This is a genomic window from Mesorhizobium sp. WSM1386 (assembly GCF_055901595.1).
Genome location: NZ_CM148373.1, coordinates 6,190,889 through 6,217,153, shown reverse-complemented (window position 1 = coordinate 6,217,153; position 26,265 = coordinate 6,190,889). Strand labels below are relative to the sequence as shown.

Sequence of the window (26,265 nt, the reverse complement as noted above, 5' to 3'; positions counted from 1 at the left end):
GGAGAATATTCATGCAAGTTGCTAAGCTTGCAGCAACGACGCTTGCTGCTTCCCTTCTGCTTCACGGACAGGCCAGGTCGCAATTTATCGTCAGCGACCCTATAACAGAAGCACAATCGACCGCGACCGCGATTTCCACTGCGGCGATCCTTGAGAGTGCAATCGTGACGCTCAGCAACACAATCACCATGGTGGATATGCTAACGTCGTCGTTCGGTGTCATGGGACTGCTAGGCTCACTTAACCAAAAAAATCAGTACCCGTCGAGCAATCAGCTAGAGAGGCAGATGTTTGACAGCCAGACGCCAGCTTCGAATATAGCGCGTGCGATTGCGCAGGACCCAAATCGGAAAGTCGACGGCACCGACCTGGAAGCGAAGCTGTTACAGGGACAGGTCGCCGGTGCTGCCAATGCTGCAGGTCTCGCAGCTGAGAATCTGGTTATGATGGACAAGCGCCTTCAGGAGAACGCCAGCACTCTTGGTCAGCTTTCCCGCTCGCGAAATATTATGCAGGCCACAGTGACCAACGGTCTGGTCCTCAAGCAGATTCACGATGCGATCATCCAAAATGCCCAGGCCACGAGTCTGCTGACGATGGCCACTGCACAAGCAAGCCTTCACGCCGCAGAGGAGGCCGCGATGCAGCGTCGCGAACGCGAGACGACTGCTAGCATTTTTTCGCGCCCGTAAACAGACGCTGAGTTCATCCGGCTCAGCTGGGCTGATCAGGGACAAATCAGGCTCACGCCATGGCTTTTAAGATTTCCGCGCCATTCACGGCCATACATACGATCTTTCATGTGGCCTTTACGTCAGGGCTGCACAACGTGCTTGAAAAAATCCAAGAGGCGGTCAGCGCGCCTCTGGTTGCGTGTGTGACGCTTTGGATAATAATCCAAGGCTGTCTGGTTATGCGTGGTCAAGTCGATGCGCGTGCAGGTATCTTGCGCGTAATTATGGTGTCGATTGTAGTCGGCCTTATCTTAGGGCAGGCCAACTACCACAATTACATTGAAACGGTCTTCGACGACACGATTCCAAGGCTTGCTCACCAGATCAGTGGCAGCGACTTGCCCTTCATCAATATTCCCCAGAAGCTCGACTGGATGTTTGCTTCAACTCAGTATGCCTTTCAGATGATTGCTTCCGAAATTGGGCCTATGAACGGCCAAGACATACTTGCTTTCGAGGGAGCGCAATGGATTTTCTACGGCTCGCTGTGGACAGCGTTCGAAATCTATGATGCCGTTGGGATTTTGACGAAGGTGCTCTTGGCGATCGGCCCCCTGGTTCTTGTCGGCTACCTTTTTGATCACACTCGAGACATGGCTACAAGATGGATCGGCCAACTGCTCTCGTACGGGCTGCTGCTTCTCCTTCTCAACATCGTTGCCACGATAGTTATCGCGGCCGAAGTAGTCTCGCTGGCAGCGATGCTTTTGATGATCAAATACTCGGGCACGACAGCAGCCAAGATCATCGGGCTTTACGAGCTCGACATGCTTTTCCTGGCTGGCGATGCTCTGATCGTCGCGCTTCCGACGATCGCCAGCAGCATCGCCGCCGGGTCTTGGGCAGGGACGAACCGACCTCTTAACAACCTCAATCGCTACTTTGCCAGAACGGCGGGCGGTTAAAATCAACGCGCGCGGTGCCAAAAACATGAAACGCTATCTACTTTTGTCAATCCTCGCTTTGGCGGCCTGCAAGACAACCGATCGGCTTGCGACCTGCACGGGTACGCCATTCCAACTGAACGCGGGACAATGGGAAACCACCCCTGAGGATCTTCAGGTCGAGTGTGCGGAAGAGCCCAAATGAGATTTCCTGAACATGCCCTTCTAGTGGAGAGAGAAACGCTAGCCGCTCACTACAAGAAGGTGGAAGCGTTTCAAACTTCACGAGCGAAGTCTGCGGGGCGCTTGTCAAAGGCCCTTATAGCCTTTGCGGCAGCGGCGGTCCTAGGAAATGTTGCCCAGGCATTTACCCTCGCTGCCATGGTCCCGTTGGCTAAGCTCGTACCTGTGTTCCTCTGGGTACGGCCAGACGGGACCGTTGACAGCGAAGTGTCAATCTCTCGATTGCCCGCAACCCAAGACCGAGCCGTCATAAACGCTTCGCTGTGGGAATATGTACGCCTGCGCGAGGGCTACACGGCAGATACAGCCCAGTACGCCTATGACCTCGTATCCAGTTTCAGCGCACCGGCTGTGCAACAGCAATATCAAGATTTCTTCAACTATCCGAATCCTACTTCGCCGCAAGTCACGGTCGGCAAGCGCGGCAAGCTCGAGGTCGGGCATATTTCATCGAACGACATCAGTCCCGACGTTCAACAGATCCGATACAAACGGACGCTTGTTGTCGATGGGCAGATGCCGACAGTGACCTCCTGGACAGCTACCATCCGCTACGAGCGCTTGACGGGTCTGCCTGGCCAATCGAGGCTCACCAATCCGGGAGGTCTACTCGTCACGTCCTATCAAGCCTCGGAAGATACCGTATCTAACCTGGGCTACGTGCAGCCATGACAAAAAGAGCATTTCTCGCGCTGGCCTGTTCACTCCTCTTCGCGATGGAAGCGCGCGCGGAAGACACGCCACTTGCTGGCAAACATGATGCGCGGATGCGCTACCTGGCTTACCATCCCGACGAAGTGGTGCGCCTATCGACCGCAGTGGGGGCGACGCTGGTCGTCACATTCGCGGCCAACGAGACAGTCGCAGCCGTAGCCGTTTCCAATAGCAAAGACCTGGCTGCGCTCCCACGGGCCAACTATCTCTTTTTTAAGGCTAGCCGGATCCTGTCGCCGCAGCCGGTCATCGTGCTGGCCGAGAGTGAGTCGGGTACACGGAGATACGTATTCAGTATTTCAACGAAAGCGATGCCAAAGCTCGATGAGAAGCAACCAGACTTATACTACAGTGTGCAGTTCACCTATCCAGGAGATGATGCTTCTGCTCAGAGAAAGGAAGCAGAAAGGCGCTCGAGTCTTGGCCGGGTCCGGGCAAAAGTGCTGCAAGACGAGAGAGTTCAGGATTTGTTGAATCGCCCCGCCGCAAATGCAAGTCCGGACCAAAGCAATTTTCACTACGTCGCAAAGGGCGATCGATCGCTGGCGCCGCTGGAAGTTTTCGATAACGGCTTTACGACCGTATTTGGCTTCGCAAGCAATTCCCGCATACCCTCCCTCTACGTTATCAATCCCGACGGAAAGGAAGCCGCTGCCAATTACACGGTCAAAGGGGACTATGTGGAAGTGTCCGCAGTCGCTCGGGAATGGCGTCTGAGAGATGGCAATACGGTCTTGTCCATTTTCAACAGGGCTTATGATCCTTTGGGACGAGCGCCAGGGACCGGTACAGTGACACCCGACGTGTGGCGCGTTTTGAAAGGCTCGGGTCGATGAATGATACCGGCCCACAGGCGGGACATGATGTCCATGCATCCGGATCGATCGTGTCGGAGCCGACCCGCCGGCATGTTTCGGGATCGCAGAAGTTGGCCGTCGCTGCTCTTGTTCTCGTCTCATCTCTATCGCTTATCTGGCTCGGAGGTCGTTCCAGCACAGAAGACGAGCTATCTCAGCCAAAGCCGCCAATTGTCGCCAACGCCGAGCCATTCCGCCCCGTGCCAATTGAGATTGCTCCCGAACCTCCAGCACCCGTTCAGGCGGCGCAGGCGGCAGATCCTGCGCCATCCACGCCGCCCCCAACGGCGCCAGATGATGTGCAGCCGGAGGAAACACCAATCTTCGCTTACACTAGCAGCAGTCAAATGCCCAATAACGGTCAGCGGAGCCAAGACGACCATAAGGATGCTCCCACGACACCGGATGAGATTTCAATCGGTGGCGATCTGTCAGGCCGATTGAAGCCAGATGTACAGGAGCCAAGCCGGGCCACACTTTTGCCGCACCCTGATCTCGTGATTACGCAAGGAGCGATCATTCCCTGCATTTTGCAAACAGCAATTGACACAAATTTACCCGGCTATGTGAAGTGCGTTTTACCTCAAGACGTCCGCGGCACAACCAACAATGTCGTGCTCTTGGACCGCGGGACGACGGTGATTGGCGAGATCCAGCGCGGTCTCCAGCAGGGTGACGCGCGTGTCTTCGTGCTGTGGACGCGCATCGAAACACCTGACCATGCCCTCGTTTCGATTGCATCGCCGGGCGCTGACGAGCTCGGCCGCTCCGGAATGCCTGGCACGGTGGACAATCATTTCCGGGAACGCTTTGGCGGAGCAATTCTCATGAGCGTCATTCAAGGCGCGTTTCAGGCCGCAGGTCAATACGCGGCCAGCTCTGGTGGAGGAAGCGGCATCAACAGCTTCCAGAGCAATGGTGGACAAGCCGTCGAGACGACATTGAGAGCGACGGTTAACGTTCCGCCAACCCTGAAGAAAAACCAGGGAGATGCTGTATCCATCTTTGTGGCTCGGGACCTCGATTTCTCAGATATATACGATCTTAGAGCGACTGCCGCGGCGCCAAGCCCCCAACATCGCGAACGCAGGAGAGACAACAATGCGGTCGGAGGCTGATCCTCAATTGCGTTTGCTTCTCGAGCCCGTTCTAAAATGGCTTGAGGAGCCAAGAACCGAAGAGGTCGCTATCAACCGGCCTGGGGAAGCCTTTGTCCGACAGGCCGGCGTGTTCACGAAACATCCGCTGCCACTGTCTTATGATGACCTTGAGGACATCGCGATCCTCGCTGGAGCGCTGCGCAAGCAAGATGTCGGACCGCAAAGCCCCCTCTGTGCGACTGAGTTGCCGAACGGAGAGCGGCTGCAGATCTGTTTGCCGCCCGCTGTACCATCAGGAACAATAAGCCTGACGATACGGCGTCCCTCAAGTCGTGTGACCGAACTCAAGGAAGTTTCATCTCGCTACGAATACTCGCGTTGGAATCAATGGCGCTCGCGAAAAGAGCGCCAAGAGCGGCAGGACGAAACGATTCTTCAGCACTACGACCATGGTGACTTGGAGCAATTTTTGCGAGCCTGCGTCTGCGGGCGGCTCACGTTGCTGCTTTGCGGACCTACTGGAAGCGGCAAAACGACAATGAGCAAGACTTTGATCAACGCTATACCCCCGCATGAGAGGTTGATCAGTATCGAGGACACGCTCGAACTTGCAATCCCGCACGAGAATCATGTCCGGTTACTCTATCCGAAGGAACGAGCAGGCGCAGGTGGGGTGACGGCCGAGCAACTGTTGCAAGCCAGCTTGCGCATGCGCCCTGATCGAATTTTGCTTGGCGAGATGCGCGACGATGCCGCTTGGGCCTACCTTAGTGAAGTCGTCTCCGGTCATGCGGGATCAATATCAACGATCCATGGGGCTGATCCGGTCCAAGGTTTCAAAAAGCTCTTTTCACTCGTCAAGAGCAGCGCGCAAGGAGCCGCTGTGGAAGACCGCACGCTTCTTGACATGCTGTCGGCTGCCATTGACGTCATTGTACCGTTCCGTACCCAAGGCGACGTGTATGAGGTGGGAGAGGTATGGCTCGCCGCCGATGCCCGGCGACGGGGAGAGACAGTGGCCGACCTTCTCAACAAGCACTAAGGCTGGAACAACGTCTGGGGATCGATCAGTTGGTGAACGTGACGCCTCAGTTTGTTCTGCTTCGATGTCTTTTTTGACGGGCCTTCTCGGAGTGCTTGGATAGCTGAGCGAGTCGGCGGCATCATGCCATCATCATTGTACGAACCGCATGCTCCATTGTCCGGGACGAGACCGGCTTCGCTAGCCGAAGGACGAAGGCCTGATTGGCAGATGTGACCGGCATGGGGTCGATTTCACCGACAATTATAACAGGCACCTTCACGAGGGTGGGGCATGCGGATACTGCCTGTCCTCGCTCGAGGAAAGGCGCTTTACCGAAAATCAGCAGGTCGGCTGCTTTCCCGCTCTCGATCCAGCCGCAAAGGCTTTCGAAGGTCGCGAAGCCGACCGGCTTATAACCCAGCGCGGCGATATTCTTCTTGTAGATCTCCAACTCTGCTCGGTCGGACTCCACGACCGCAATAATTTCTCCGTTGCCAAGTGATCCGTCGTATGGGCCGACAGCGATGTCAGCGCTGACGGGCTCCTCCTCGGAGGCCGGTAAGTAGATATCGAAGCGGGTACCTCGGCCAACAGCCGAGGTGACGTCAAGGCATCCTGCGAGCGCGCTCACGTGCCTGTCAACCGCGGCAAGACCCAGCCCGGTCCCGCCGAAGCGAGAGCGGGTGGTAAAAAAGGACTCAAAGATATGCGGAAGTATCGAACTTGCAATTCCTGGGCCATCGTCGCTGATGGACAGGAGAACGTAATGTCCAGGTCTCAAGGTGCCCTGAGCCAGCGGCTTTGTTTGGCAAACCTGGGCGCGAGAAACGCTAATCTCGACACGGCCCTGGTTCAAGACAGCCTCCGACGCGTTTTTGCATAGATTCATAAGGATCTGCTGTATCTCGGTTGCGGTGCCCTCGACCACGGTTTGCCACTCGTCGATTTTGAAGTTCAACTGAACATTCGCTCGAACTGTCACCCGCAGCAATGGCGCAAGATCCATAACAATCTCGGAGACGCTGATAGGGGCCGCCTCGCGCTTCCGGTTTCGGCTGAGTGACAAGATCTGGTCAACGATCAGCTTGGCTCGGTGTCCAGCTAAGATGATTTGGTTGATGTGGTTCCGAACTCTGGAGGGGCGACGTACAAGACCTTGAGCAATCTCTGAATAGCCGATTATTGCGCCTAAAATATTGTTGAATTCATGTGTGGCGGCGCTTGCGATCGTGCCGATTGTCCTTAGCCTTTCCACATGCTCCCATCGACTCACCAGAAGGTCGCGTTCGGCATTTACACGTTGCATCTCAAGATGGTGGCTAAAACGCGCAATAGCACTGGCAAGAACCCGCAGGTCGTCAGCTGAGGGGAGTGAGCGATCTTGTTCAAAAACAAGGATGCAAACCGCAGCCTGCTGATCGGAGGCCCTGCAAGCAACAATTTGACAAACACCTGAAGCGCCTTTGGCGGTCCGAACCACTTCCGCCGCAGGAAAGACGCGAAACACTGGCCGTCCGGCGCGGACAAGTGAAACGACTTCATCAACAAGTGCGACGTTCCAGACGGGTATGCACGTGTTTGCCACAAAGCACTCGGTGTGCCTGCTGAGGCTCGGATCAACCAGAGCAAGCGCGCATTGATCCGCATCGAAAACGCGTTGGACGAGTCTAAGCGCTGCTTCAGTGGAAAAGCGCGCCGCGTCGTTCTTTGCTCTACTGTCGTTGAAGCGAGCTTCGATCTCACTCATCGCCTCTTCAACCTCCAGCCGCCTTTTCAGTTGGTTCGTCCGCAGATGCTGTCTGGAGGATCGAATGATCGCAAACAAGCAGATGCATATGGACAAAAAGCCAAAGAAAAGTCGCGTACGCTGCGCTTGCGCACTGGCTAGGCGATAGCCTTTCAGATGCTCTCGCTCCAGTTCGGTGGCCTTGGATGACGTGTCGAGGGATGCGATCTGATTGGCAGCTTGGTCCAACCTCCATAAAGAAGACGCGGCAGCGCCGGCCTTGACCACAACATCCGCGGCAGCCCGGGCCTGGCTGGCAGCACCCCGGTCCGGAGGCCGATCCATCTGTGATGCGAGCGTGAGCCCCGGTTCGGCCGAAAATGCGATCAGCTTGGACAACACAACCCTGCGCGACGGTGCCCCCCCCCAAAGGCGACCAAGCGAGCGAGCAAGATCTGCGAGACAGTTTTGCACAAGCTGATCTTGCTTGACCAAGGCTGAGACGGCAGCCTCCTTGTTTTCGATCGAGTTTATGAGCTGCGCGCGCAATCTGGATTGCACGGAGCTCTCATCAGGCGAAACCTCGGGAGAGCGTTGCAAGTTTTCACGATTCCTTTGCAACGCCTGTCCGGCAGAAGCAACCGACCGGGAGTCCAATACCATAGCCGTCCCGGCGCGGGCGACGTCGCGCCGCAGCAATGCATCGTTGATCTGAATCGTTCGCAGCTGGCTTAGGATCGCGTCGTCGATCTGCGGGGGCTGCCCCTGCGTCCCGATCAAGAGCGCAATCGTGGCGGCTAGGGCGATTACAATTGCTTTGTCGGAACTGAGCCGTGTTTCCCAAGGAAACGGCGTTTGATCCGCGGTGCACGCCTTGCGAAGGCCCAACCTGAAGTCCAGCTCGCCATAGGTTCGGTATGCGGCCGGATGCTGCTGGAACAGGAAAGCCACGCCTACCTCTCCCCTTATAAGGACGGCTTAAACACCGTTTGCCGAATTTGGTGTTGGTCCGCTTCCAGGAATAGAACGAGCCCCCAGGGGCGCCTCTGCGACGCGGAGCTCATCCTTACGATCTTGGAAGCAGATGAATATGACGCGCAGGCGGTGCTTCGCCCCCTCGCGGCGGGAGGGGCCTCAACTGAGGCCAAGGATGAATCGCCGATTGAGTGAACGGATAGGGCGCGCGTTCCGGGGATAGTGCGAGGTAAATCGCCCGATATCCGCTGGGTCGACCTCAACCGGTTCCGTCGCCACCATCCAGTCAACGTTTTCCGTGCATGGCGGCGTCGTCAAAGACCCTTCATAAGTCCAGTAGTGAAGCGAAGCCGGCAGAAGCCCATTCGGGTCGACGTCGTCGACCGCTGCCTCTTCGCCTGACGTTGCTGGAAGTGCTGCAGCAAGCCTGGCAAAGCTGGCATTTGTCCGGCCTGGCGTCAAAAACACGGCCAGCACACCCAGAGTATCGCTGTTGCGGTCCTTATGGACAAAATGCGCTTCCATCGGGAAACTCTTGCCTGCAACGTGGTGCTCGCTTGGCGAATGGAAATGGAACTGTAGCAGTTCATAGACACGGTCCCCCCGAGTGAGCGTGCTGCCTCGCGGCAGATTGATCTGAATGGTGTGGCCGTTGTTCACCATCCTACCGCCGTCCCTGTGCCAACCTATGGCGATGTGGGGAATATCCGCTTTGACCGCGCCTTTGATATTGACCGGCGATTGCTGCATGCCCGCCGAGCAGACCAAGTTCTTCTTGTCCAGATGCCCCCATTCTTCGGGTCCGACCGGGCCGGCATATCCCCATTCGGTGCTAGCCGCCCGCGCGGCTTCAGCGCAAACAGGACACGCGCCGAGTGCAACGAATCCCTTAATCAGACTACGGCGGTGCATATTGCTTTGGCTCCTACTGAACACGTCAAATTTAGCGCTAGCATGGGGGACTGCAGGCACAGCGGTGATGTGGGCGATGCCTTCCCAATTTGCGGCCGAACAGTTAGCTACGCCATCATCGCGGCGCAAGCCGATGATTCTCGACGTGGATTCCGACTCCCGCGGGTGTCCTTGCCCGCCACCACATGCGGTTTGTTTCAGCTATTATTTTCACAAGGTAGACCACCTGGCAGAATCCATGCTCACTATCTCCACGACGGCAGATTGCCGTTGGGTTGCAGATCACATGGTCGACCTCACCGAAGATTGCCTCGGCACCCGGGCCACACTGGACAAACGATTCCATGCAACTACTCCGATGGCGCCCACCATGCCGAGTCTACATATTCATCATCGGACAGCCAGGGAAATCGATTGCTACGATAAAGAACATCCACGACATGGATGCCCTAATGCCCAATTTGCGGTGCTGCGGAGGACGCCGGCTCGAATCGGAGCGTCCACCATATCTGCGCGACAATAATGCGGGGGAAAACTACGCCAGTAGCACGAACGTGGATTAAAGATCGACCTTATGCTGTAACGCTTTCGATCAGGACTAAAGGATTGCGCGCCTCTGGGCGATCCACTGCGACTCGGATTCCGATTGAGTTGCCTTTCAAGATGGCCCGGCCAGAACTTCTACTGAACTGAATTGATTTGCAACGACCCCTGCCGAAAACTGATCCTGAACCACCGAGGAAACTTGACGAGTGCCAGGACGAAGCGTCCAGATGTCTACCGTTCTTGCCCTGCCGGCGAAGCTCTCGATATCGAGCGGCTCATCGCAATGGGGTAGCACAACAGGATGCAGATGGACCAAAGACGCCCCGGACCAGCTGTTGAGTGGCATTGCTGAGCGCTATGGGGCCTCGCTGAGCAAGCTATGAAGTCCACCAACAAATCCGGGCATGATCGTCCGGGACGACATTTTGAACATCGCAAGGCCAGGCACCGAGGCCAACAGTCGGGACCACGACATTCAGATTCGTTGCGTTAGAACGAGCTTTGGAATCGCAGTACGCCGCCGAGGCTGTCCGCTTTGCCGACATGAGTTGGATTCATGCCGGAACGGTCGAGGGCAGTGAGATTGGCGTAGCGGGCATAATCGACTTCGGCTGTGATCGTGAAACCTGGAATGGCCATATAGGCGACGTTTGCAGCCAGTCCGGAGTTGCTGAGCTGATCACCGGAGACCTGGAGGTTCAACGACGTTTTCTCGTTGAGCGTGTAAGTGGCGCCCACCCACAAAGCCCAGTCGCCGCTCCAATTCTTGTAGAAGCCGCGACCATGAGCGGCGACTGCCTTGGTTGGATCGTCGTTGAGATTGCCAACGGAGCCGTAGCCGAACATACCGAATAGCGACAGGTCATCGGTAACATTGACGTCTATGCGGACCTTGCCTACCAAAGCGTCGTAATTGCTGTCACCAGCGATGACGCCGGCGATCGCGCCGCCGGCCTGCGTTTGTCTCACGCCTAGTACGACGTGGGGAACATGGCTGTCGAGAGAACCGACCTTACCCGCCCCTTGTTCAAGTGAAACCAGAGCGGAAAAGCCATTGGCGAAATCCAAGTAGTACTGAGCCACGTTGGTATCGAAGTCGCCATACGGAATAGGTGCGTTATTGACGCTGTTCCCGGCGTATCCGATAAATGTGTCGAAGGCCGATTCGTCCTTCCCGACTCGGAGACCACCAAGCTGGATCCAGGCGGAAGCCAAGTTGGCGCCGCTGTTGAACGCATAGTTCTGAGCACTGTCTGGACCCGGATAAGGGTTGCGGTTGCCGAAGTTCAGGCGGCTTTCAGTATAGGTCTTCAGTGGTCCGATTTCGGTTTCCTCGCGCGTCCAAGTCTTGAACGCGAAACGCGTGTTGTTTCGCCAGGTGCCCTGAGCCTCCCCGGTTCTCGCACTGGATGTTCTTGCCCCCTCATGCGAATGGACACCGCCGATGCCGACGTCATATCGGATGTAGCCGCCGATGCGCAGGCAGGTGTCGGTGTTGGGGACATGGAAGTAGCCCGGACCGTAGACGTCGCAGATCCGGACGTATTCGGTCCGGTCCGACGCGGAGATTTCGGCCGCCGCGCGAGCCACCGAAACGGAGCTCAGGGCCGCAACCGAGCCGAGAAGAAGACTGCTTACGTTCATTCTGGATCTCCATTCAAAAGGGGTCCGCGTTCTTTTTTGCAATCTGACCGACCTGCGTCCGGCCAAAATAGACGTCACAACGCCTATTGCCCGCCCCGCTGCGCTTCCACACGGCTGTTCGGCCAAACTCTTCGGGCACACCGGAGGGGTAGCCGTTGTGACTCAATCGCCATAGTCATCTCCGCTGTTCGTGGGCTAGCAGTCTGCGTTCCAGGCGGAGCAGCAAGCGACGTGCCATTCTGACGAGCCGGCTTCGCGACATTAAAATTGGCCACTGCTGCTCGTCGCGCTCTCTGTCGGCGCAGGCTGGGCACGAAAACCAGACGTTGGGACAACTTCGTATGTTTGGAATGTGACACTTTCGCTCGATGCCGACAGCATTTGCTCGCTATGAAGGGTCGGGTCGAGACAGCGTGCGTGGCTGCTCAGTGCTGGAATCGAGCCAAGCATGGCCCGTTCCGTTTGCAGCGGCACGTGCGAATTCCCGGGCTGTGGAGCTCACCTGGCGCCGAATACGGTGGATGCATTGCGCATCGCCTTCTCAATCCTTATCACCAATGTCGATGACCACCTCCACAATCACGGCTTTATCCATGTGCATCGCGGGCAATGGCGCTTGGCGCCTGCCTTCGACATCAACCCGTTCCCAGAGCGTGTGCGAGAGCTGAAAACCTGGATATCGGAGGAAACCGGACCCGAAGCGACGATCGACGCGTTGATGTCCGTCACTGCCTATTTCCGGATCAAGACCGATCGAGCGAAGACGATCCTCGCAGAAGTCGAGAGGGCGGTCGCCACATGGCGTGAGGAGGGGCGCGCGCTTGGGATGACCCACCAAGAACTCGATAGCTTCACCGACGCGTTCGAACATCGCGAAAGGCAAGCCGCCCAACCGGCGCGGCAATGATATTTGATGCGTTCTCGTTCCGGGCCGCCCTTCAAGGGCGTCAAGTCGGCTGGTCTCCGTCTGGCCACCATCTCGAGGGCTATGCGTGCGCTTCGCCAGGTGCAACTCGAAACGCTTGGGCTCGAACAGCCCCCGGTTCTGGCTAGCCCCGCGCCGCCTGGAGTGAGTCAGATCCTCTTGCCGGCCAACCGAGCCGCGAAACTGGCTGAACCGCCCGCCGAAAGGCGCTGTCGGCGATCACCGGCACCCATGCGCTTCTTTGCGTGCTCGCGCCGCCGGAACAACCAGAGCAAAGTTCCCGACCTCGACGCCGCGGGGCAATTCTCGAGAGAGCGCCGGCCGCATCAGCTCGTGTACTGCCTGCGGCCTTCACGCTCCGCGAACTCGACTGGCGCCGCAGATCCAATGCCCGATGCGACACGTCATCTCGGAGGGCGAGAAAAGAGCGTCGGGGAACGGCTACGAGCTGCCTCAGTCGTGCGTTCGATGGAAAGCACTGTGTGAGGAGGATGCTCCCCATCATGCAGGGACAGGAGATGATCACCGATTTCCTTATCCGCTGCCGTGAGCCGATGGTTCAGGCGAAGAAAATCCATCCAGGTTGGCGTGCGGAATGTCTCTGTCCAAATCGAAGGCGTTTGAAGATTTCGCTGCAATGTCCAGTTTCGCGCACCGGCACGGCTCTGAACATGCCGCCTTGCGCGCATGTAGCCCAGAAAGGTCTCGATATTCTCTTCGGATATACGATATTCCACCTTCACCACTATGGGTCCACTTCTGGGCTTCAAGTCGAGTGCCAGCTCCGGCGGCCGAAAACCCGAACTTTCCTGGTCCGTTTCCTCCCATGGACCGACCGGAAACAGTATTCCCGCAGCTGCAACCAGCAACAGAGCGCCTGCGGCGCCCTCCAAAGCCCAGCCTAAGGAGTAGTTCTGTGCGACAGTACCCCAGATCCAGCTGCCGGCCGCCATCCCGCCTGCGCTCAACGCGTAGTAGATCGACAATGTGCGGCCGACCACCCACCTGGGGCTTGCGAGCTGCACCGACACGTCGATGTTAGTCCAGGTGATGAGCCAACCCGCGCCGCCAAGTGCCAGCGAAATCGCCGCCACAGGGATCGACGATGTGAGTGCAAGCGAAAGGCAACATGCTGCACAAGCGACGGAGGCGAAGGACACCAGCCTGTTTTGAGACGTGACCCGCCTCAGAAAGCTATTGCTCATGCCCGCTATGAAAGCACCCATGCCGAAGCCGGCCAGCAAGATGCCGTAGATAATGGGTCCGCTTTTCAGCTGGTCCCGGACAAGCAGAGGCAGCAATGCAAGGATGGAGATGCTTGCCAGGCCGAAAAGGGTCGCACGGGCAATTGCTGCCCTGATCTCCAGGGACATCACCGTGAAGCGCACTCCGTCATGAATTGCCATCGTCATGCGTTCACGAGGGAGAGGGGAAGTGCGAATATCCCATCGAGTACGCCATATTGCGCTTAGCGGCGCCAGATCACTCAACGCTGCCAAGGCGAAAGCGGCCAGCGGTCCAAAGAACGCCAAGACCATGCCCCCCAAGGCCGGACCGAGGCTGCGCACAATGTTGTATCCGACCGACATGAGGGTGACCGCGGCCGGGATATCCCTTTTGTGAAGGATATCGCCAACAGAAGCGTGCCAGGCCGGATCATTCAAGGCAAAGCCGCAGCCGGCCAGGAAACCCAATCCGAGAATTAGCCAGGGACCGGCAAATCCGAGACCCACAGAAATCATCAGCGTCGTTGACGCCAAGGCTATCAGGCAGTGTCCGGCAAACATCACCCATCGGCGGCTGAAATTGTCGGCAATGGCTCCTGCCAGGATCGAAAGGAGAAATACCGGCAAGGTGGATGCAGCCTGCACGAGTGCAACCATCAGATCCGAAGCGGAAATCGTGGCCATCAGCCAGCTGATGGCGACCGTTTGCACGAGCCAGCCGAGGCTGGATACTTGTGTAGCCGTCCAGATCGAGCGAAACACCGGATTTCGAAAGGGAGCCAGCGTTGTTGAGGCAGGCAGATGGGTATTTTTTTCGGACTGCATGATGATGCCTTCGAGGGCCGCTTATTCAAATTCTCGGCTGCACTGCTGCCGCTACAATGTTGATCAATGCATCGGAAGGGCCGACCACCCGACCAGGATGACCCGTCGAACGAGGAAGCTGTGCATGAGCTCTGTCCTCTCCCAGGCGCCGACGACCCTTGCGGCAAGACAACATTGCCGATTGTGCTGATCGACAGAATAGCCTGCAACTTTGATCGCTCTCGCGTCACCGCGCCAGCGCCCGTGAATCTTGGCGGCGACCTTCTTTGGCAGACCCGTTTGCTGGATCATCCGTGACCACTCCTGTGCATGGCCGCCGTGCGGCTAAATTCCTAGGATGAGGGCGCCTCCGCTGAGACCGGCACCGGCTGCCGTAAGAAGAATCTTTTCACCGGGCCGAAACGGCTGTGCCTGATGCGAAAGCGAGAGCGAGAGCGGGATGGTCGCGGCGGAAGAGTTGCCGTAGTCGGCGATCGTCTTGACGATCGCTTCATCGGCAATGCCGAGGTTCCTGCCAACTGCATCGAAAATGCGCGCATTGGCCTGATGCGGCACGAAACGATCGATGTCTTGCGGCCTCATTCGGGCAGCAGTGAGCGCGGCCTGCGAGCAGGCGGTCATCATCTCCACGGCCTTGCTGAACACTTCACGGCCGTCCGTGATGGTCATCCGTGTCTGCTCGAGGTCGAGGTCGCCATGGAATGGGGTGTTGCTTCCGCCGGCGGGAATCTGGATCAGTCCGTAGCCCGATCCGTCGGAATCCACCGAAACGCCGAGGATGCCCCGATCCGGGTTGTCACCGAAGCCGATCACCACGGCGCCGGCGGCATCGGCAAACAGCACCGCGCTGGAGCGCTCGGCCGGATTGACGCGGCGGCTGAGGATGTTGGCGGCAATGACCAGGCTCGCTTTGCCATGAAGGCGGGTGAATCCGTCCGCGAACATCAGGGCATAGATGAAGCCGGCGCAGGCGCCTGTCAGGTCAACCGCACCGGCGCGGTCGAGTCCCAGCCGATGTGCCACCAGCGGTGCGCTCGGCGGCAGAAGATGGTCGGGCGTAGACGTCGCGAGCAACAGCAGACCGATGTCGCTGCGCTCGATGCGGGCATTGGCCAGCGCCATGTCGCCGGCATGTGCGGCAAGGCCCGACAGCGTGTCCTCGTCTGTTGCCCAGAAGCGCGAGCGGATTCCGGTGCGCCGCTCGATCCAGCCGGGTTCGAGCCCGAGACGATCTTCGATTTCCGCGTTCTCGACCTTGCGCGCAGGCGCATGATGACCGAAGCCCAGTATGCGCGACGACCGGCTCATGACCGCGAGCCGAAACGTTCGCCGGCCTCCTCGATGGCGTCATGGAGCCCGTCCAGCTCGTCTCCGGTGATGCAATAGGGCGGCAGAAGATAAAGGACATTGCCGAGCGGGCGCACGAGCAGGCCGCGCTCGAGGAAAAAAGCGCGCAGCTTCGGCCCGATCTCGGCAAGATAACCGGCTGAGCCGGTGCGCAGATCGACGGCCGCGATCGTGCCCGTCGCTCGGCTGTCGGCGAAATATGGATTGTCCCGGAAGCGGTGTAGCCCGGCCGCCTGCTTCGTGCTCAAGGCGGCGATCCGCTCGGCCACCGGCTCGTCACGCCAGATCTCGACATTGGCAAGTGCCGCCGCACAGGCAATCGGATTGGCAGTGTATGAACTTGAGTGGAAAAAGGTCTTCTTCCGGTCTACGGAATAGTGGGCCTGGAAGATGGTATCGCTGGCGAGCGTGGCCGCCAGCGGGACGGCCCCGCCTGTCAAACCCTTCGAGGTGCACAGCATATCCGGAGAGATGGACGCCTGCTCGAAGGCGAACATGGTTCCAGTGCGTCCCCAGCCGGTCATCACCTCGTCGGCGATCAAGAGCGTGCCGGAGGCCTCAGCGATCCTCTTCAATTCGGTCAAAACCCAGGCCGGATACATCAGCATGCCGCCGGCGCCAAGCACGAGCGGCTCGATGATCAGCGCGGCGGCGCGGCGGTCGCGAGACAGAACCTCGAAACGATCAAGCGTTTCCTGCTCGCGCCCCGCGGCCGGAAAAGGAATGATGTCGACCTCGAACAAAAGCGGTTCGTAGGCAGCATTGAACACGCCCCGAGCGCCGACGCTCATCGTGCCAATCGTGTCGCCATGATAGCTGTGTTCCATCGCGACGATGCGCGAGCGCGGCGCGCCGATGTTGCGGAAATAGCCGAGCGCCATTTTCAGCGCGACTTCAACGCAGGTAGAGCCGCTGTCGGAATAAAAGACCCAGTCGAGGCCTGGCGGTACCATTTCGATCAGCGCGGAGGCCAATTGCTCTGCCGGCTGATGGGTTAGGCCGGCGAAGATCACCTGGTCAAGCGTCCCGGTCGCAATCCGGATCGCTTCCATGATCCGTGGATGGCGGTGGCCGTGAGTGACCACCCACCAGGAGGAGATTGCATCGAGGATACGCCTACCGTCATTCGTCTGTAGCCAAGCGCCTTCGGTGCGGATAACGGCCGGCATCGGCGGCTCGATCGCATGCTGGGTGAATGGATGCCACACGCGCGACCGCGACATCATTCGCCTTCGGCAATCTGGGCGAAGTCGAAGCCGGCAATCATCGCCTTTCGCAGAGTTTCGCGCGTGAGCGGAGCCAGGTGTGGCAGTCTGCCGAGCTGACGCACCGCGCCCAATTCGGTGATTGTCCTTTGCGTATCGGCCGCCTCTTCACCGACAAAGGCAACACCGATCAGCGGGATGGCGCGAGCCCGCAGGGCTTGGATGGACAGCAAAGTGTGGTTGATCGTGCCGAGCTCGGTGCGGGCGCACAGGATCACCGGCAGCCGCCATTCAGCGAAGATGTCGATGAATCTTGTCTGTCGGTTTATCGGCACCATCAGTCCGCCAGCGCCTTCGATGACGAGCGGTGTGGGCCGGACCGGAAAAGCAAGATCGGCAGCCTCGATCGAGACACCGTCGATTTCAGCTGAGCGGTGCGGCGACAGCGGGCTCCTCAAGCGGTGGGCCTCCGGCAGCACGCGCCCTGATGGCAGGCCAGCGAGCCGTTCGACCACCTCACTATCGGTCTCCTCATCGAGACCCGATTGCACCGGCTTCCAGTAGAAGCCGTCGAGCAGGCCCGCCAGCCCCGCGGCAAAAACCGTTTTGCCAATTCCCGTATCTGTTCCGGTGACGACGATGCGCTTGCTCATGCCGTGGCCAACACTTCAGCAAGCGTCTCGACCATGGCCGAAATGTCAGCCTTGCCGACATTGAGCGTCAGCGAAATGCGCAGCCGCGAGGTACCCTCCGGCACGGTCGGCGGACGAATGGCGCGTATGTCGAAGCCGCGGGCCTGCAGAGCCGCCGCGATCGCCATTGTGCGCGTCACCTCCCCAACGACAAATGGCTGGATCTGCGAACCGCTGGGCTTGGCTCCGCAACGCTCGGCCAGTTGCCTGCTTGCATAGGCAACGTACTGGTGCAACTGAACGCGGCGCATCGGCTCGTCGACCAGCATTGCGAGCGCTTCGCGCGCCGCCGCGGCCATGAGCGGCGATGGCGCGGTGGCGTAGATAAACGGCCGGCAGCGATTGACAATATAGTTGCACAGCACTCCCGGCCCAGTGACGATCGCGCCGGATGCACCCAGCGCCTTGCCGCATGTATGAAGGGCCATGATGTTGTCGCGGCCCTCGAACGCCGCGGCCAGCCCGCGGCCCGCCGATCCCCAGACCCCGGTGGCATGTGCCTCGTCAACCAGTATGAATGCCCCGTGCCGATCGGCAAGCTCGACCAGGCTCCCCATCGGCGCGCGGTCGCCATCCATGCTGTAAAGGCTTTCGACCCCGATCCAGATGCGCCCCAAGCCGCCTTCGGCGCGCCAGCGCCTTATCGCATCCTCAAAAGCATCAATGTCATTGTGCGCCACCAGCCTGAACTCGGCGCGTCCAGCGCGCGCCCCTTCATGCATGCTGGCATGCGCCAGTTCATCGAGGATCAGCAGGTCGCCTTTTTTCACCAGGGTGCTCAGCAGGGCGAAGTTGGCGACATAGCCGCTGCCGAAGAACAGCGCCCGTTCGGCCCCGAAGAACACCGCCGCATCTGCCTCCAATGCCTCATGCTCCGGCGCGTTGCCGCGCAGAAGCCGCGATCCGGTAGCGCCAACAGGGGTGCCCCGCTCGATTGCGGCCGTGACTGCATCGCCAAGTCTCTTCGAGGCGGCAAACCCGAGATAGTCGTTGGAGGAGAAGTCCAACCCGACCCGCGGCGCCAATGTGCGCAGCCGGTCCTTGCGTGCCAGTCCCTGCAAGGTGGCTTCATAGCGGGCGAGCGGCGGCTCGTTCATTTCGCCTCGCATTGCATCGGTTCGATGCCGAGACGTCTAAATAAACGAGTATCCTTGTCCTCCCCGGGATTGTCCGCCGTCAGAAGCGTGTCGCCAACAAACACGGAATTGGCCCCGGCAAAGAAGCACAGCGCCTGGGTCTCGTCGCTCATCGCCGTTCTGCCGGCGGAGAGTCTTACATAGGACTTCGGCATCATGATGCGGGCGAGCGCAATGGTGCGGATGAAATCGATCGGATCGATGGGTTCGGCATCGGCAAGCGGCGTCCCCGCGATGGGGACCAGCATGTTGATGGGCACGCTTTCCGGCGGCTCGGGCAGGTTCGCTAGCGTTACCAGCATGTCGATGCGATCAGCCTTTTCCTCTCCCATCCCGACAATGCCGCCGCAGCAGACCTTGATCCCAGCCTCGCGCACCCGCCCAAGCGTTTCCAGCCGGTCGGCAAAGGCCCTGCTCGAAACAACCTTGCCGTAATAGCGCTCGGACGTGTCGAGGTTGTGGTTGTAGTAGTCGAGACCAGCCGCTTTCAGGCGCTGCGCCTGGCTGAGGTCGAGCATGCCGAGCGTCATGCAGGTCTCCATGCCAAGCGCCTTCACGCCTTCGATCATGGCGAGCACGGCGTCCATGTCGCGGTCCTTCGGACTGCGCCAGGCAGCGCCCATGCAATAGCGGGTTGCGCCAGCATCTCGTGCCTTGGTCGCCTCCTCGATGACATGTTTGACCACCATCAGCTTCGATGCCTTCAGGCCGGTTTCGTGATGCGCAGACTGGCTGCAATAGCCGCAATCCTCCGGGCATCCGCCGGTCTTGATGCTGAGCAGCCGCGACAGCTGCACCCGGTTGCGATCGAAGTTCTGGCGATGGATGGTCTGGGCCAAGAAGAGCAGATCGTTGAACGGCATGCCGTATATAGCCTCGGCCTGTTTGCGATTCCATCGGGGCAGTGCTGCCTCCATCGACTGCGTGGCACAGTTGGAATCGCACTCCTCGTTCATTCCCGTGGTCATCGTCAAAAACCTCTATTGCTGGTCAGCGAGCGCACATGAGACCGTCCAGTGGCGAGCCCCTTCCGATGGGCTCGTCGGCGAGCGCTGTACCCGGATACCGGGTATTGAGGTGAGCCCGTATGAAGCTTGCTTTTCCAGCGTCACGTCTGCGCATGCAGCCGCGCGCGCGTTGCTCCTCATTGTGTTTCCCTTAGTTCAAATGAGTGCTGATATTCCCGCGGCACGGCATGTCCAGGCCAATGTCGAGAATGGGCGCGCTGTGTGTCAGCCATCCGACCGAGATGAGGTCAACTCCCGTCGCGGCGATCGCGGGAGCCATTTTCGGCGTCACCCGACCGGAAGCCTCCGTGATGGCGCGGCCACCGACGATTGTTACGGCGCGGGTAAGGTCCTCAACCGACATATTGTCGAGCAGCACTGCGTCGACGCCCAGCGTGAGTGCTGTATCGAGCTGCTCAAGAGTCTCGACCTCAACCTCGATCTTCACCATGTGCCCTGCGGCGGCGCGCGCCCGCTCTATTGCAGTGCGAATGTCGCCGGCGATTGCGATGTGGTTGTCCTTGATCAGCACGGCGTCGTCGAGCCCGAAGCGATGATTGGCGCCGCCGCCGACGCGTACCGCATATTTCTCCAAAGCTCGCAGGCCGGGCGTCGTCTTTCGCGTGCACACGATCCTCGCCTTGTGGCCACGCACGGCTTCGACCATCGCCGCCGTGGCCGTGGCAATGCCGCTCAGACGGCACAGAAAATTGAGCGCCGTGCGCTCGGCCGTGAGCAGGCCTCGCGCCGGTCCGCACAGCATGGCGATAGTCTCTCCCCCCGCGACATCGCTGCCGTCAGCGCGCCAGATTTGCATGTCGATCGCAGGTTCGACGAGCATGAAGGCGAAGGCTGCCAGATCGAGCCCGGCAACAATCCCCGTCTGTCGCGACTTGAGCACCAACGTGGCCGTGCGATCACGCGGGATCACGGCATCGCTGGTCAGATCGCCGCATCTGCCCAGGTCTTCGAGAAGAGCACCGCGCACGATCGGCTCGATCAGGGTTGAGGGAAGGGGAGAGAACGAAATCATGTCAGGGTGCTCCGTATCGGTACCCGCCAGCTGAGTCCGATGGCGGTCTGTATTGCGCTGCGCAGTGTGAGACGTGACTGGCGCGCATGCGGATCGCGTCCGGGGAAATCGGAACGACAGTGCGAGCCGCGGCTCTCTTCTCGCCGCAGGGCCGCAATGGCGATCATCAGCGCGACCAAGGCGGGGTCGGAGGCAGCGCTGTCGTGAGCTGCAATCGGCAACAGGGCCGCCACCACGTCGCGTAGCGTCTCGCCATCGCGGATGATGCCGAGTGCGGCGGAGACGATTGGGCGGATGCCGGAGGCGTCTGGCCGTTGAGGCACGAATGCGGAACACACGCGCGGTCGCCGGGTGTGGGATACGTCGGCGACGCTTTCAGCAACCCAGGCCGCTGTGACCGCCGCTTCGATAAGCGAGTTGCTGGCAAGTCGGTTCGCGCCGTGCAGACCGGTGCATGCGACCTCGCCGCATGCCCACAGTCCCTCGATGGAGCTGCGGCCGGCAGCGTCTACAGCAACACCGCCCATGTGATAATGTGCCGCCGGGCGCACCGGGATCAGGTCGGTCGCGGGATCGATGCCGGCCTTGCGGCACAAATCGGCGATTGCCGGAAAGCGCTTGTCAAATCTGAGGCCCAGACATTGCCTTGCGTCCAGGAACACACGGCGTCCGGCAGCGAGCTGGTGCCAAACCGCGCGCGCAACCACGTCGCGAGGCGCAAGCTCGCCCCCTGGGGTTTCAGCGAGGAAACGCTCTCCTTGCTCGTCGACGAGCACAGCACCCTCGCCACGCACCGCTTCGCTCACCAGGGGCATCGGCCGCCGCGGACCCTCGAGGGCGGTTGGGTGGAACTGCACGAATTCCAGGTCCGCGAACTCCGCCCCGGCACAGGCGGCGAGGGCGAGCCCCTGTCCAAATGAGCCAGTCGGGTTTGTCGTATCGCTAAACAAGCCGCCGATGCCGCCGGTCGCCAGGACCGCGCGGCGCGTTGGCAAGGCGATTGCACCCGTGCACCCGGCCGCGACCACGGCGATGATCGCCCCGTCTTCCACGACAAGCCGGCGGGCCTCCACGTTCTCCAGGATAGTGATGGAGGCTGTGCGCCGTGCCGCGGCGATCAGCGCCCGGACAAGCTCGCGTCCCGTGGCATCGCCTGCCGCATGCACGATCCGCCGCTGCGAGTGCGCCGCCTCAAGCCCGAGACGCAACGCGCCGTCAGCGCATCGGTCGAATGCCACACCGAAGCGTTCTAGAGTCCTGATCGCTTCGGGTGCAGCTCGGACAGTTTGCCGCACCATCGTCACGTCGCAGAGGCCGTCGCCGGCTGCGAGGGTGTCACAAAGATGAAGTTCGGGACTGTCCTCGCCGCCGCCACTTGCCGCAAGACCGCCTTGGGCGAGTTCGCTGCAGGCTCCGGTTCCCAGCCCCGCATTGGACAGAAGCACAACCGGTTCCGGCGCCAGATGAAGCGCGGTCATCAGGCCTGCCACACCGGCGCCGATGATGACCGGCGCCCCGCCGATGTCATGAACGTCGAGGCTCATATGGAAAGCATACGCTCGACCGAGCGGCGCGCGCGCCCTGCAATCCCGGGATCGATCCGGACCTCATGCCGGTTCTCCTCGAGTGCGAGGCGAATGTTAGCCAGCGTGATGCGCTTCATGTGCGGACACAGATTGCATGGGCGGACGAACTCGACCTCGGGATGCGCGACCGCGACATTGTCGCTCATCGAACATTCCGTTAGCAGGACGACGCGCGACGGTTTCTCGCGCTCAACATATTCCAACATGTCCGCAGTCGAGCCGGAGAATTCCGCCTCTGCGACAATCTCTGGCGGGCATTCGGGATGGGCGAGCACGATGACCCCTGGATGCGCATCGCGCAGTTCCCGGATGTCGGCCGACGTGAAGCGCTCATGCACTTCGCAGTGGCCCTTCCAGGCGATGATCTCGACCTCCGTCTGCGCCGCCACGTTCTTCGCCAGATATTCATCGGGCACCATGATCACACGCGGCACGCCGAGCGATTCCACCACCGCTTTGGCGTTGCCCGAGGTGCAGCAGATGTCCGACTCCGCTTTTACAGCCGCCGAAGTGTTGACGTAGGTGACAACCGGGACCCCCGGATAACGCTGCCGCATCAGCCGCACGTCTTGTGCCGTGATCGAATCGGCCAGCGAGCAACCGGCGCCGAGGTCCGGGATGAGGACGATCTTGTTCGGATTGAGCAGCTTGGCCGTTTCGGCCATGAAATGCACGCCGGCAACCACGATGATTTGCGCCTCGATCATAGCCGCCTTGCGGGCCAGTGCCAGGCTGTCGCCGACAATGTCGGCCACGCAGTGGAAGATCTCCGGCGTTTGGTAGTTGTGCGCAAGGATGACCGCATTGCGATCACGCTTCAGCGCGAGGATGGCTTCAATGTCGTTGGTGAAGGCCGGCCACTCGACCGGCGGGATCACCCGCCGGACGCGCTCGTACAGGGACGCAGCCGTAGGTAACGCCCCAGTCATCAGCGCCTCCGATTATATTCCATCTGACAATAAGGGGAATATGTCTACCTTGACTATAAGTATGTCAAGCCCGCGCGAGCGGCAATTTTGTCCCGGCCACAGCCCTGTCGTCGAGGACGGCATGGCGGAACCGATAGAGCTTTGCCGGCCGCCCGCCCGTCTCAAGGCAGGTCTCGCCAGTTTCCTCGACCAGTTCTTGCTGCTCGACAAGTCTTCGGAAGTTCGGCTTGTTGATGAGCCTCCCGGCGAGCGCCTCCACGGTCCGCTGCAGCTGGAGCAGCGTAAAGGACGGTCTCATGAGCTCAAACACCACCGGCCGGTACTTGATCTTTGAACGGAGCCGCGCAATGCCGGTCGCCAGGATTCGCCGATGGTCGGCGATCATTGCCTTGCCAGATACCGCAGGCGCGACGTCCCGTCCGCCACCAGCCTCTTCGATCAGGGCAGATTCATAGAGCAACTCGTAGCGTTGGAGCGTGAGTTCCTCGTTCCAATTGCGGTCGTCGAAACCGAAGGCGATCGCGGCGCGCTGCCGGCGTTCGCGTCGCGTGGTCGCATCGCTGGCTCCGTCCGCCCACTCGATCAGGCGTGGTCGTAAAATATCGAGCACCACCGGCGTGCCGGAGCGATGGTCCTCCCAAGGAAAATACTCGTACCAACTCCGCCACCCACAATTGGCGGAGCCCGTTGCCTGGTCCTTCCGAGTGAGTGCCAGATAGCTAATTGAGATGGCGCGTTCCTGGCGCTCGGCCCCTATGCGGTCCCGGTCGGCGAAAGTGTAGAGCTGCTCGATGTATCCCAGCGGGTGGCCGGTCTGTTGCTCCACCCAACCCCTCAGACCGGATTGCAGCGATCGATGCTCTAGCGCATATGGTCCGGACGGAAGGGTGTCCGCGTTCCCGATGGTGAGGAGACAGGGTTCACTGTCGTTTACGGCGACGACAACGGCAATCAAGTCCACTTTTGCTTCGTCGGCCTTGACAGCGGCTCTGCCTTTTCTGGCTCCTTTTACCTGATGGTCCATGTTCGCGATAATGATTTGGCCCCAAACTCAGGGTGATTGAATCGATTGAATTTAAGCGTTGCTGCACGAACGTCAACACCGCACAGTCGGACGTCTTTTTTTGCTCTTCGCACTCGCACAAAAATATGCCAAACGCGACACCCGCGGCGGGTAACGCTAGGGAAGGATGCGTCGGGTGAGCGCAACTGGTGAGACAAAGGCGATGACACCGCCGGATATTCGAATGCGGAAAGGCCAGACTCCACTCGTCTGCCTGACCGCCTACACGACGCCGATCGCCAGACTGGTTGATCCATACTGCGACATCGTTCTCGTTGGCGACAGCGTCGGCATGGTACTGCACGGCCTCTCGTCGACGCTGGGCGTCACTCTCGATATGATGATCATGCACGGTCAGGCGGTACGCCGCGGTCTGGTGCGATCCTTAATGGTCGTAGACCTGCCATTCGCTTCCTATGAAGAGAGCCCCGAGCAGGCCTTCCGCAACGCTGCGCGCCTGATGGCGCAGACAGGTTGTGCAGCTGTAAAGCTCGAGGGCGGTGAGAAAATGGCCGAGACCATTCGCTTCCTCGCCGCCCGCGGCGTCCCTGTCATGGCCCATGTCGGTTTAACGCCGCAGGCGGTCAATACTTTCGGCGGCTACCGCGTCCAGGGGCGGGGAGATGATGCCGAGCGCATCAGGCGCGATGCCAGTGCGGTTGCGGAGGCCGGCGCCTTCTGCCTGGTGCTGGAGAAAGTGCCCGAGCCCCTCGCAAAACGCATCACTGCGGAGATCGCCGTCCCAACCATCGGCATCGGCGCCTCACTCGCCTGCGACGGCCAGATTCTGGTGAGCGACGATATGCTCGGGCTTTTCAGCTCCTTCCGGCCGAAATTCGTCAAGCGCTACGCCGAACTGGGCGAACAGGCCGATGCAGCGATTGCGGCTTATGCCGCTGACGTGAGGAGACGGTGCTTTCCGGCGGCGGAACATCTCTACACCAACGACCCGGGGACCGGAGACGTTATGTGAGCGTGCCGATCGTTCGAACCGTTGCCGAGCTCCGCGCTGTTGCCGCGCAATGGCGTCGCTGCGGCGCCAGTATCGCCCTTGTGCCGACCATGGGGGCCTTTCATGAAGGCCATCTGAGTCTCGTGCGTGCCGCGCTTGAGAAGGCCGATCGGGTCGTGGTGACGCTGTTCGTCAACCCCAAGCAATTCAACAGTGCTGCCGACCTCGCTGCCTATCCTCGCACGGAAAACGAAGATGCTGCAAAGCTCGCGCCGCTGGGCGCGCATTTGCTCTATGTGCCGGATGCTGAGGAGATGTATCCGCCAGGTTTCGCCACGACCGTTTCGGTGTCCGGCCTCAGCGAGGGCCTGTGCGGCGGCTTCCGGCCGGGCCATTTCGATGGCGTGGCGACGGTGGTTGCCAAGCTCTTCCTGCAGTCCGGCGCTGACTTGGCCTGTTTTGGCGAAAAGGACTTTCAGCAGCTTCAGCTGGTCAGGCGCGTGGTTCGGGATCTCGACATTCCAACCACCGTCCTAGCCTGTCCGACCGTCCGTGAAGCCGATGGTCTTGCACTATCCTCGCGCAACCTTCGGCTCACGCCAGCACAGCGCGCCATTGCCCCAAAGTTGGCAGCGGTCTTGCTCGGGGTGGCTGACCGGCTTGCGCGCGGCTCTCCTGTCCTGCCCACTCTAGCCGAAGCGCGCGCTGCAATTCTGGCTGCAGGCTATCGCGAAGTCGAATATCTCGAACTTCGCGGCGAGGTGGATCTGCAACCGCTGACGAGCCTTGACCGACCAGCACGCTTGCTCGTCGCGGCATGGCTCGGCGACATACGGCTCATCGACAACATAGGGATGTCACCGATTTTAGACGCCCGCGGCGCTGAGTCGCCACGCAAACAGCCTCATTGAACAAAGTAGCAAAGCTGCCGGCGATTAAACTGACGAACTCGCACACGTTGCCTCGATCGCCAAGCATTT

Annotated in this window: 24 protein-coding genes; 10 read left to right on the top strand and 14 right to left on the bottom strand. The window is 59.9% G+C overall.

The window, feature by feature from the left end:
* The first annotated feature begins 11 nt into the window (after positions 1-11).
* From AC0NIH_RS30300 to virB11, 7 genes are read left to right on the top strand one after another with little or no spacing between them, the layout of a single operon-like run.
* A complete protein-coding gene (locus AC0NIH_RS30300; protein WP_473469026.1) occupies positions 12-692 on the top strand; it encodes a TrbJ/VirB5 family protein in 681 nt (226 codons plus the stop codon).
* A 59-nt stretch (positions 693-751) separates the two neighbouring features.
* Entirely contained in the window at positions 752-1,639 is an 888-nt protein-coding gene (locus tag AC0NIH_RS30295; protein WP_473469028.1) for a type IV secretion system protein, read from the top strand.
* Positions 1,640-1,664: 25 nt separating this feature from the next.
* Positions 1,665-1,823: a type IV secretion system lipoprotein VirB7 gene (locus AC0NIH_RS30290; RefSeq protein ID WP_095814513.1), complete on the top strand. Its 159-nt coding sequence runs from the start codon at positions 1,665-1,667 to the stop codon at positions 1,821-1,823.
* Positions 1,820-2,533, top strand: coding sequence for a type IV secretion system protein VirB8 (locus AC0NIH_RS30285; RefSeq protein WP_473469030.1), 714 nt, complete (start codon positions 1,820-1,822; stop codon positions 2,531-2,533). The genes AC0NIH_RS30290 and AC0NIH_RS30285 overlap by 4 nt, the downstream gene beginning before the upstream one ends.
* Positions 2,530-3,411, top strand: coding sequence for a TrbG/VirB9 family P-type conjugative transfer protein (locus tag AC0NIH_RS30280; protein WP_473469032.1), 882 nt, complete (start codon positions 2,530-2,532; stop codon positions 3,409-3,411). The genes AC0NIH_RS30285 and AC0NIH_RS30280 overlap by 4 nt, the downstream gene beginning before the upstream one ends.
* Positions 3,408-4,550, top strand: a complete 1,143-nt coding sequence (gene virB10, locus AC0NIH_RS30275) for a type IV secretion system protein VirB10 (RefSeq protein WP_473469033.1) — start codon at positions 3,408-3,410, stop codon at positions 4,548-4,550. Before AC0NIH_RS30280 ends, virB10 begins: the two co-directional genes overlap by 4 nt.
* Positions 4,534-5,574: a P-type DNA transfer ATPase VirB11 gene (virB11, locus tag AC0NIH_RS30270; RefSeq protein ID WP_473469035.1), complete on the top strand. Its 1,041-nt coding sequence runs from the start codon at positions 4,534-4,536 to the stop codon at positions 5,572-5,574. The genes virB10 and virB11 overlap by 17 nt, the downstream gene beginning before the upstream one ends.
* Positions 5,575-5,695: 121 nt before the next feature.
* Here the strand turns inward: virB11 and AC0NIH_RS30265 are convergent, their stop codons facing one another.
* The 3 genes from AC0NIH_RS30265 to AC0NIH_RS30255 all read right to left on the bottom strand — a co-directional run bounded on the left by AC0NIH_RS30265 (position 5,696) and on the right by AC0NIH_RS30255 (position 11,359).
* Entirely contained in the window at positions 5,696-8,233 is a 2,538-nt protein-coding gene (locus AC0NIH_RS30265; protein ID WP_473469038.1) for an ATP-binding protein, read from the bottom strand.
* 183 nt (positions 8,234-8,416) lie between these two features.
* On the bottom strand, positions 8,417-9,169 hold the full coding sequence (locus AC0NIH_RS30260; RefSeq protein ID WP_473469082.1) for a carbonic anhydrase: 753 nt from the start codon (positions 9,167-9,169) through the stop codon (positions 8,417-8,419).
* A gap of 1,035 nt (positions 9,170-10,204) precedes the next feature.
* Positions 10,205-11,359: a porin gene (locus tag AC0NIH_RS30255; RefSeq protein ID WP_473469041.1), complete on the bottom strand. Its 1,155-nt coding sequence runs from the start codon at positions 11,357-11,359 to the stop codon at positions 10,205-10,207.
* A 448-nt stretch (positions 11,360-11,807) separates the two neighbouring features.
* Between AC0NIH_RS30255 and AC0NIH_RS30250 the strand changes: the two genes are divergently transcribed.
* The gene (locus tag AC0NIH_RS30250) at positions 11,808-12,266 is read left to right on the top strand and encodes a HipA domain-containing protein (RefSeq protein ID WP_473469044.1); all 459 of its coding nucleotides are present in this window, start codon (positions 11,808-11,810) and stop codon (positions 12,264-12,266) included.
* Between the two features lie 422 nt (positions 12,267-12,688).
* Here the strand turns inward: AC0NIH_RS30250 and AC0NIH_RS30245 are convergent, their stop codons facing one another.
* The 11 genes from AC0NIH_RS30245 to AC0NIH_RS30195 form a co-directional block, all read right to left on the bottom strand.
* Positions 12,689-14,335: an MFS transporter gene (locus AC0NIH_RS30245; protein WP_473469046.1), complete on the bottom strand. Its 1,647-nt coding sequence runs from the start codon at positions 14,333-14,335 to the stop codon at positions 12,689-12,691.
* A 63-nt stretch (positions 14,336-14,398) separates the two neighbouring features.
* Entirely contained in the window at positions 14,399-14,626 is a 228-nt protein-coding gene (locus AC0NIH_RS30240) for a hypothetical protein (protein WP_473469048.1), read from the bottom strand.
* A 33-nt stretch (positions 14,627-14,659) separates the two neighbouring features.
* Positions 14,660-15,643: a beta-ketoacyl-ACP synthase III gene (locus AC0NIH_RS30235; RefSeq protein WP_473469050.1), complete on the bottom strand. Its 984-nt coding sequence runs from the start codon at positions 15,641-15,643 to the stop codon at positions 14,660-14,662.
* Positions 15,640-16,905 (bottom strand): adenosylmethionine--8-amino-7-oxononanoate transaminase, encoded by a 1,266-nt coding sequence (locus AC0NIH_RS30230; protein ID WP_473469052.1) that lies wholly within the window; start codon positions 16,903-16,905, stop codon positions 15,640-15,642. The genes AC0NIH_RS30235 and AC0NIH_RS30230 overlap by 4 nt, the downstream gene beginning before the upstream one ends.
* Positions 16,905-17,540 carry a dethiobiotin synthase gene (gene bioD / locus AC0NIH_RS30225; protein ID WP_473469054.1) on the bottom strand — a complete coding sequence of 212 codons (636 nt, stop codon included), beginning with the start codon at positions 17,538-17,540 and terminating at the stop codon, positions 16,905-16,907. Before bioD ends, AC0NIH_RS30230 begins: the two co-directional genes overlap by 1 nt.
* Complete coding sequence (locus AC0NIH_RS30220) at positions 17,537-18,676, bottom strand: 8-amino-7-oxononanoate synthase (protein ID WP_473469056.1); 1,140 nt, start codon at positions 18,674-18,676, stop codon at positions 17,537-17,539. The genes bioD and AC0NIH_RS30220 overlap by 4 nt, the downstream gene beginning before the upstream one ends.
* Positions 18,673-19,683 (bottom strand): biotin synthase BioB, encoded by a 1,011-nt coding sequence (gene bioB, locus AC0NIH_RS30215; protein WP_473469059.1) that lies wholly within the window; start codon positions 19,681-19,683, stop codon positions 18,673-18,675. Before bioB ends, AC0NIH_RS30220 begins: the two co-directional genes overlap by 4 nt.
* A 190-nt stretch (positions 19,684-19,873) precedes the next feature.
* Positions 19,874-20,755 (bottom strand): carboxylating nicotinate-nucleotide diphosphorylase, encoded by an 882-nt coding sequence (gene nadC / locus AC0NIH_RS30210; protein ID WP_473469062.1) that lies wholly within the window; start codon positions 20,753-20,755, stop codon positions 19,874-19,876.
* Complete coding sequence (locus AC0NIH_RS30205; RefSeq protein WP_473469065.1) at positions 20,752-22,299, bottom strand: L-aspartate oxidase; 1,548 nt, start codon at positions 22,297-22,299, stop codon at positions 20,752-20,754. Before AC0NIH_RS30205 ends, nadC begins: the two co-directional genes overlap by 4 nt.
* Positions 22,296-23,270, bottom strand: a complete 975-nt coding sequence (nadA, locus tag AC0NIH_RS30200; protein WP_473469067.1) for a quinolinate synthase NadA — start codon at positions 23,268-23,270, stop codon at positions 22,296-22,298. The genes AC0NIH_RS30205 and nadA overlap by 4 nt, the downstream gene beginning before the upstream one ends.
* Positions 23,271-23,334: 64 nt before the next feature.
* Positions 23,335-24,294: an NUDIX hydrolase gene (locus AC0NIH_RS30195; RefSeq protein ID WP_473469069.1), complete on the bottom strand. Its 960-nt coding sequence runs from the start codon at positions 24,292-24,294 to the stop codon at positions 23,335-23,337.
* Between the two features lie 175 nt (positions 24,295-24,469).
* On the opposite strand from AC0NIH_RS30195, the gene panB reads away from it, so the two are divergent.
* Both panB and panC read left to right on the top strand, forming a co-directional pair.
* Positions 24,470-25,306 (top strand): 3-methyl-2-oxobutanoate hydroxymethyltransferase, encoded by an 837-nt coding sequence (gene panB / locus AC0NIH_RS30190; RefSeq protein ID WP_473469071.1) that lies wholly within the window; start codon positions 24,470-24,472, stop codon positions 25,304-25,306.
* The gene (gene panC / locus AC0NIH_RS30185; protein ID WP_473469073.1) at positions 25,303-26,196 is read left to right on the top strand and encodes a pantoate--beta-alanine ligase; all 894 of its coding nucleotides are present in this window, start codon (positions 25,303-25,305) and stop codon (positions 26,194-26,196) included. The genes panB and panC overlap by 4 nt, the downstream gene beginning before the upstream one ends.
* The last annotated feature ends 69 nt before the right edge of the window (positions 26,197-26,265 follow it).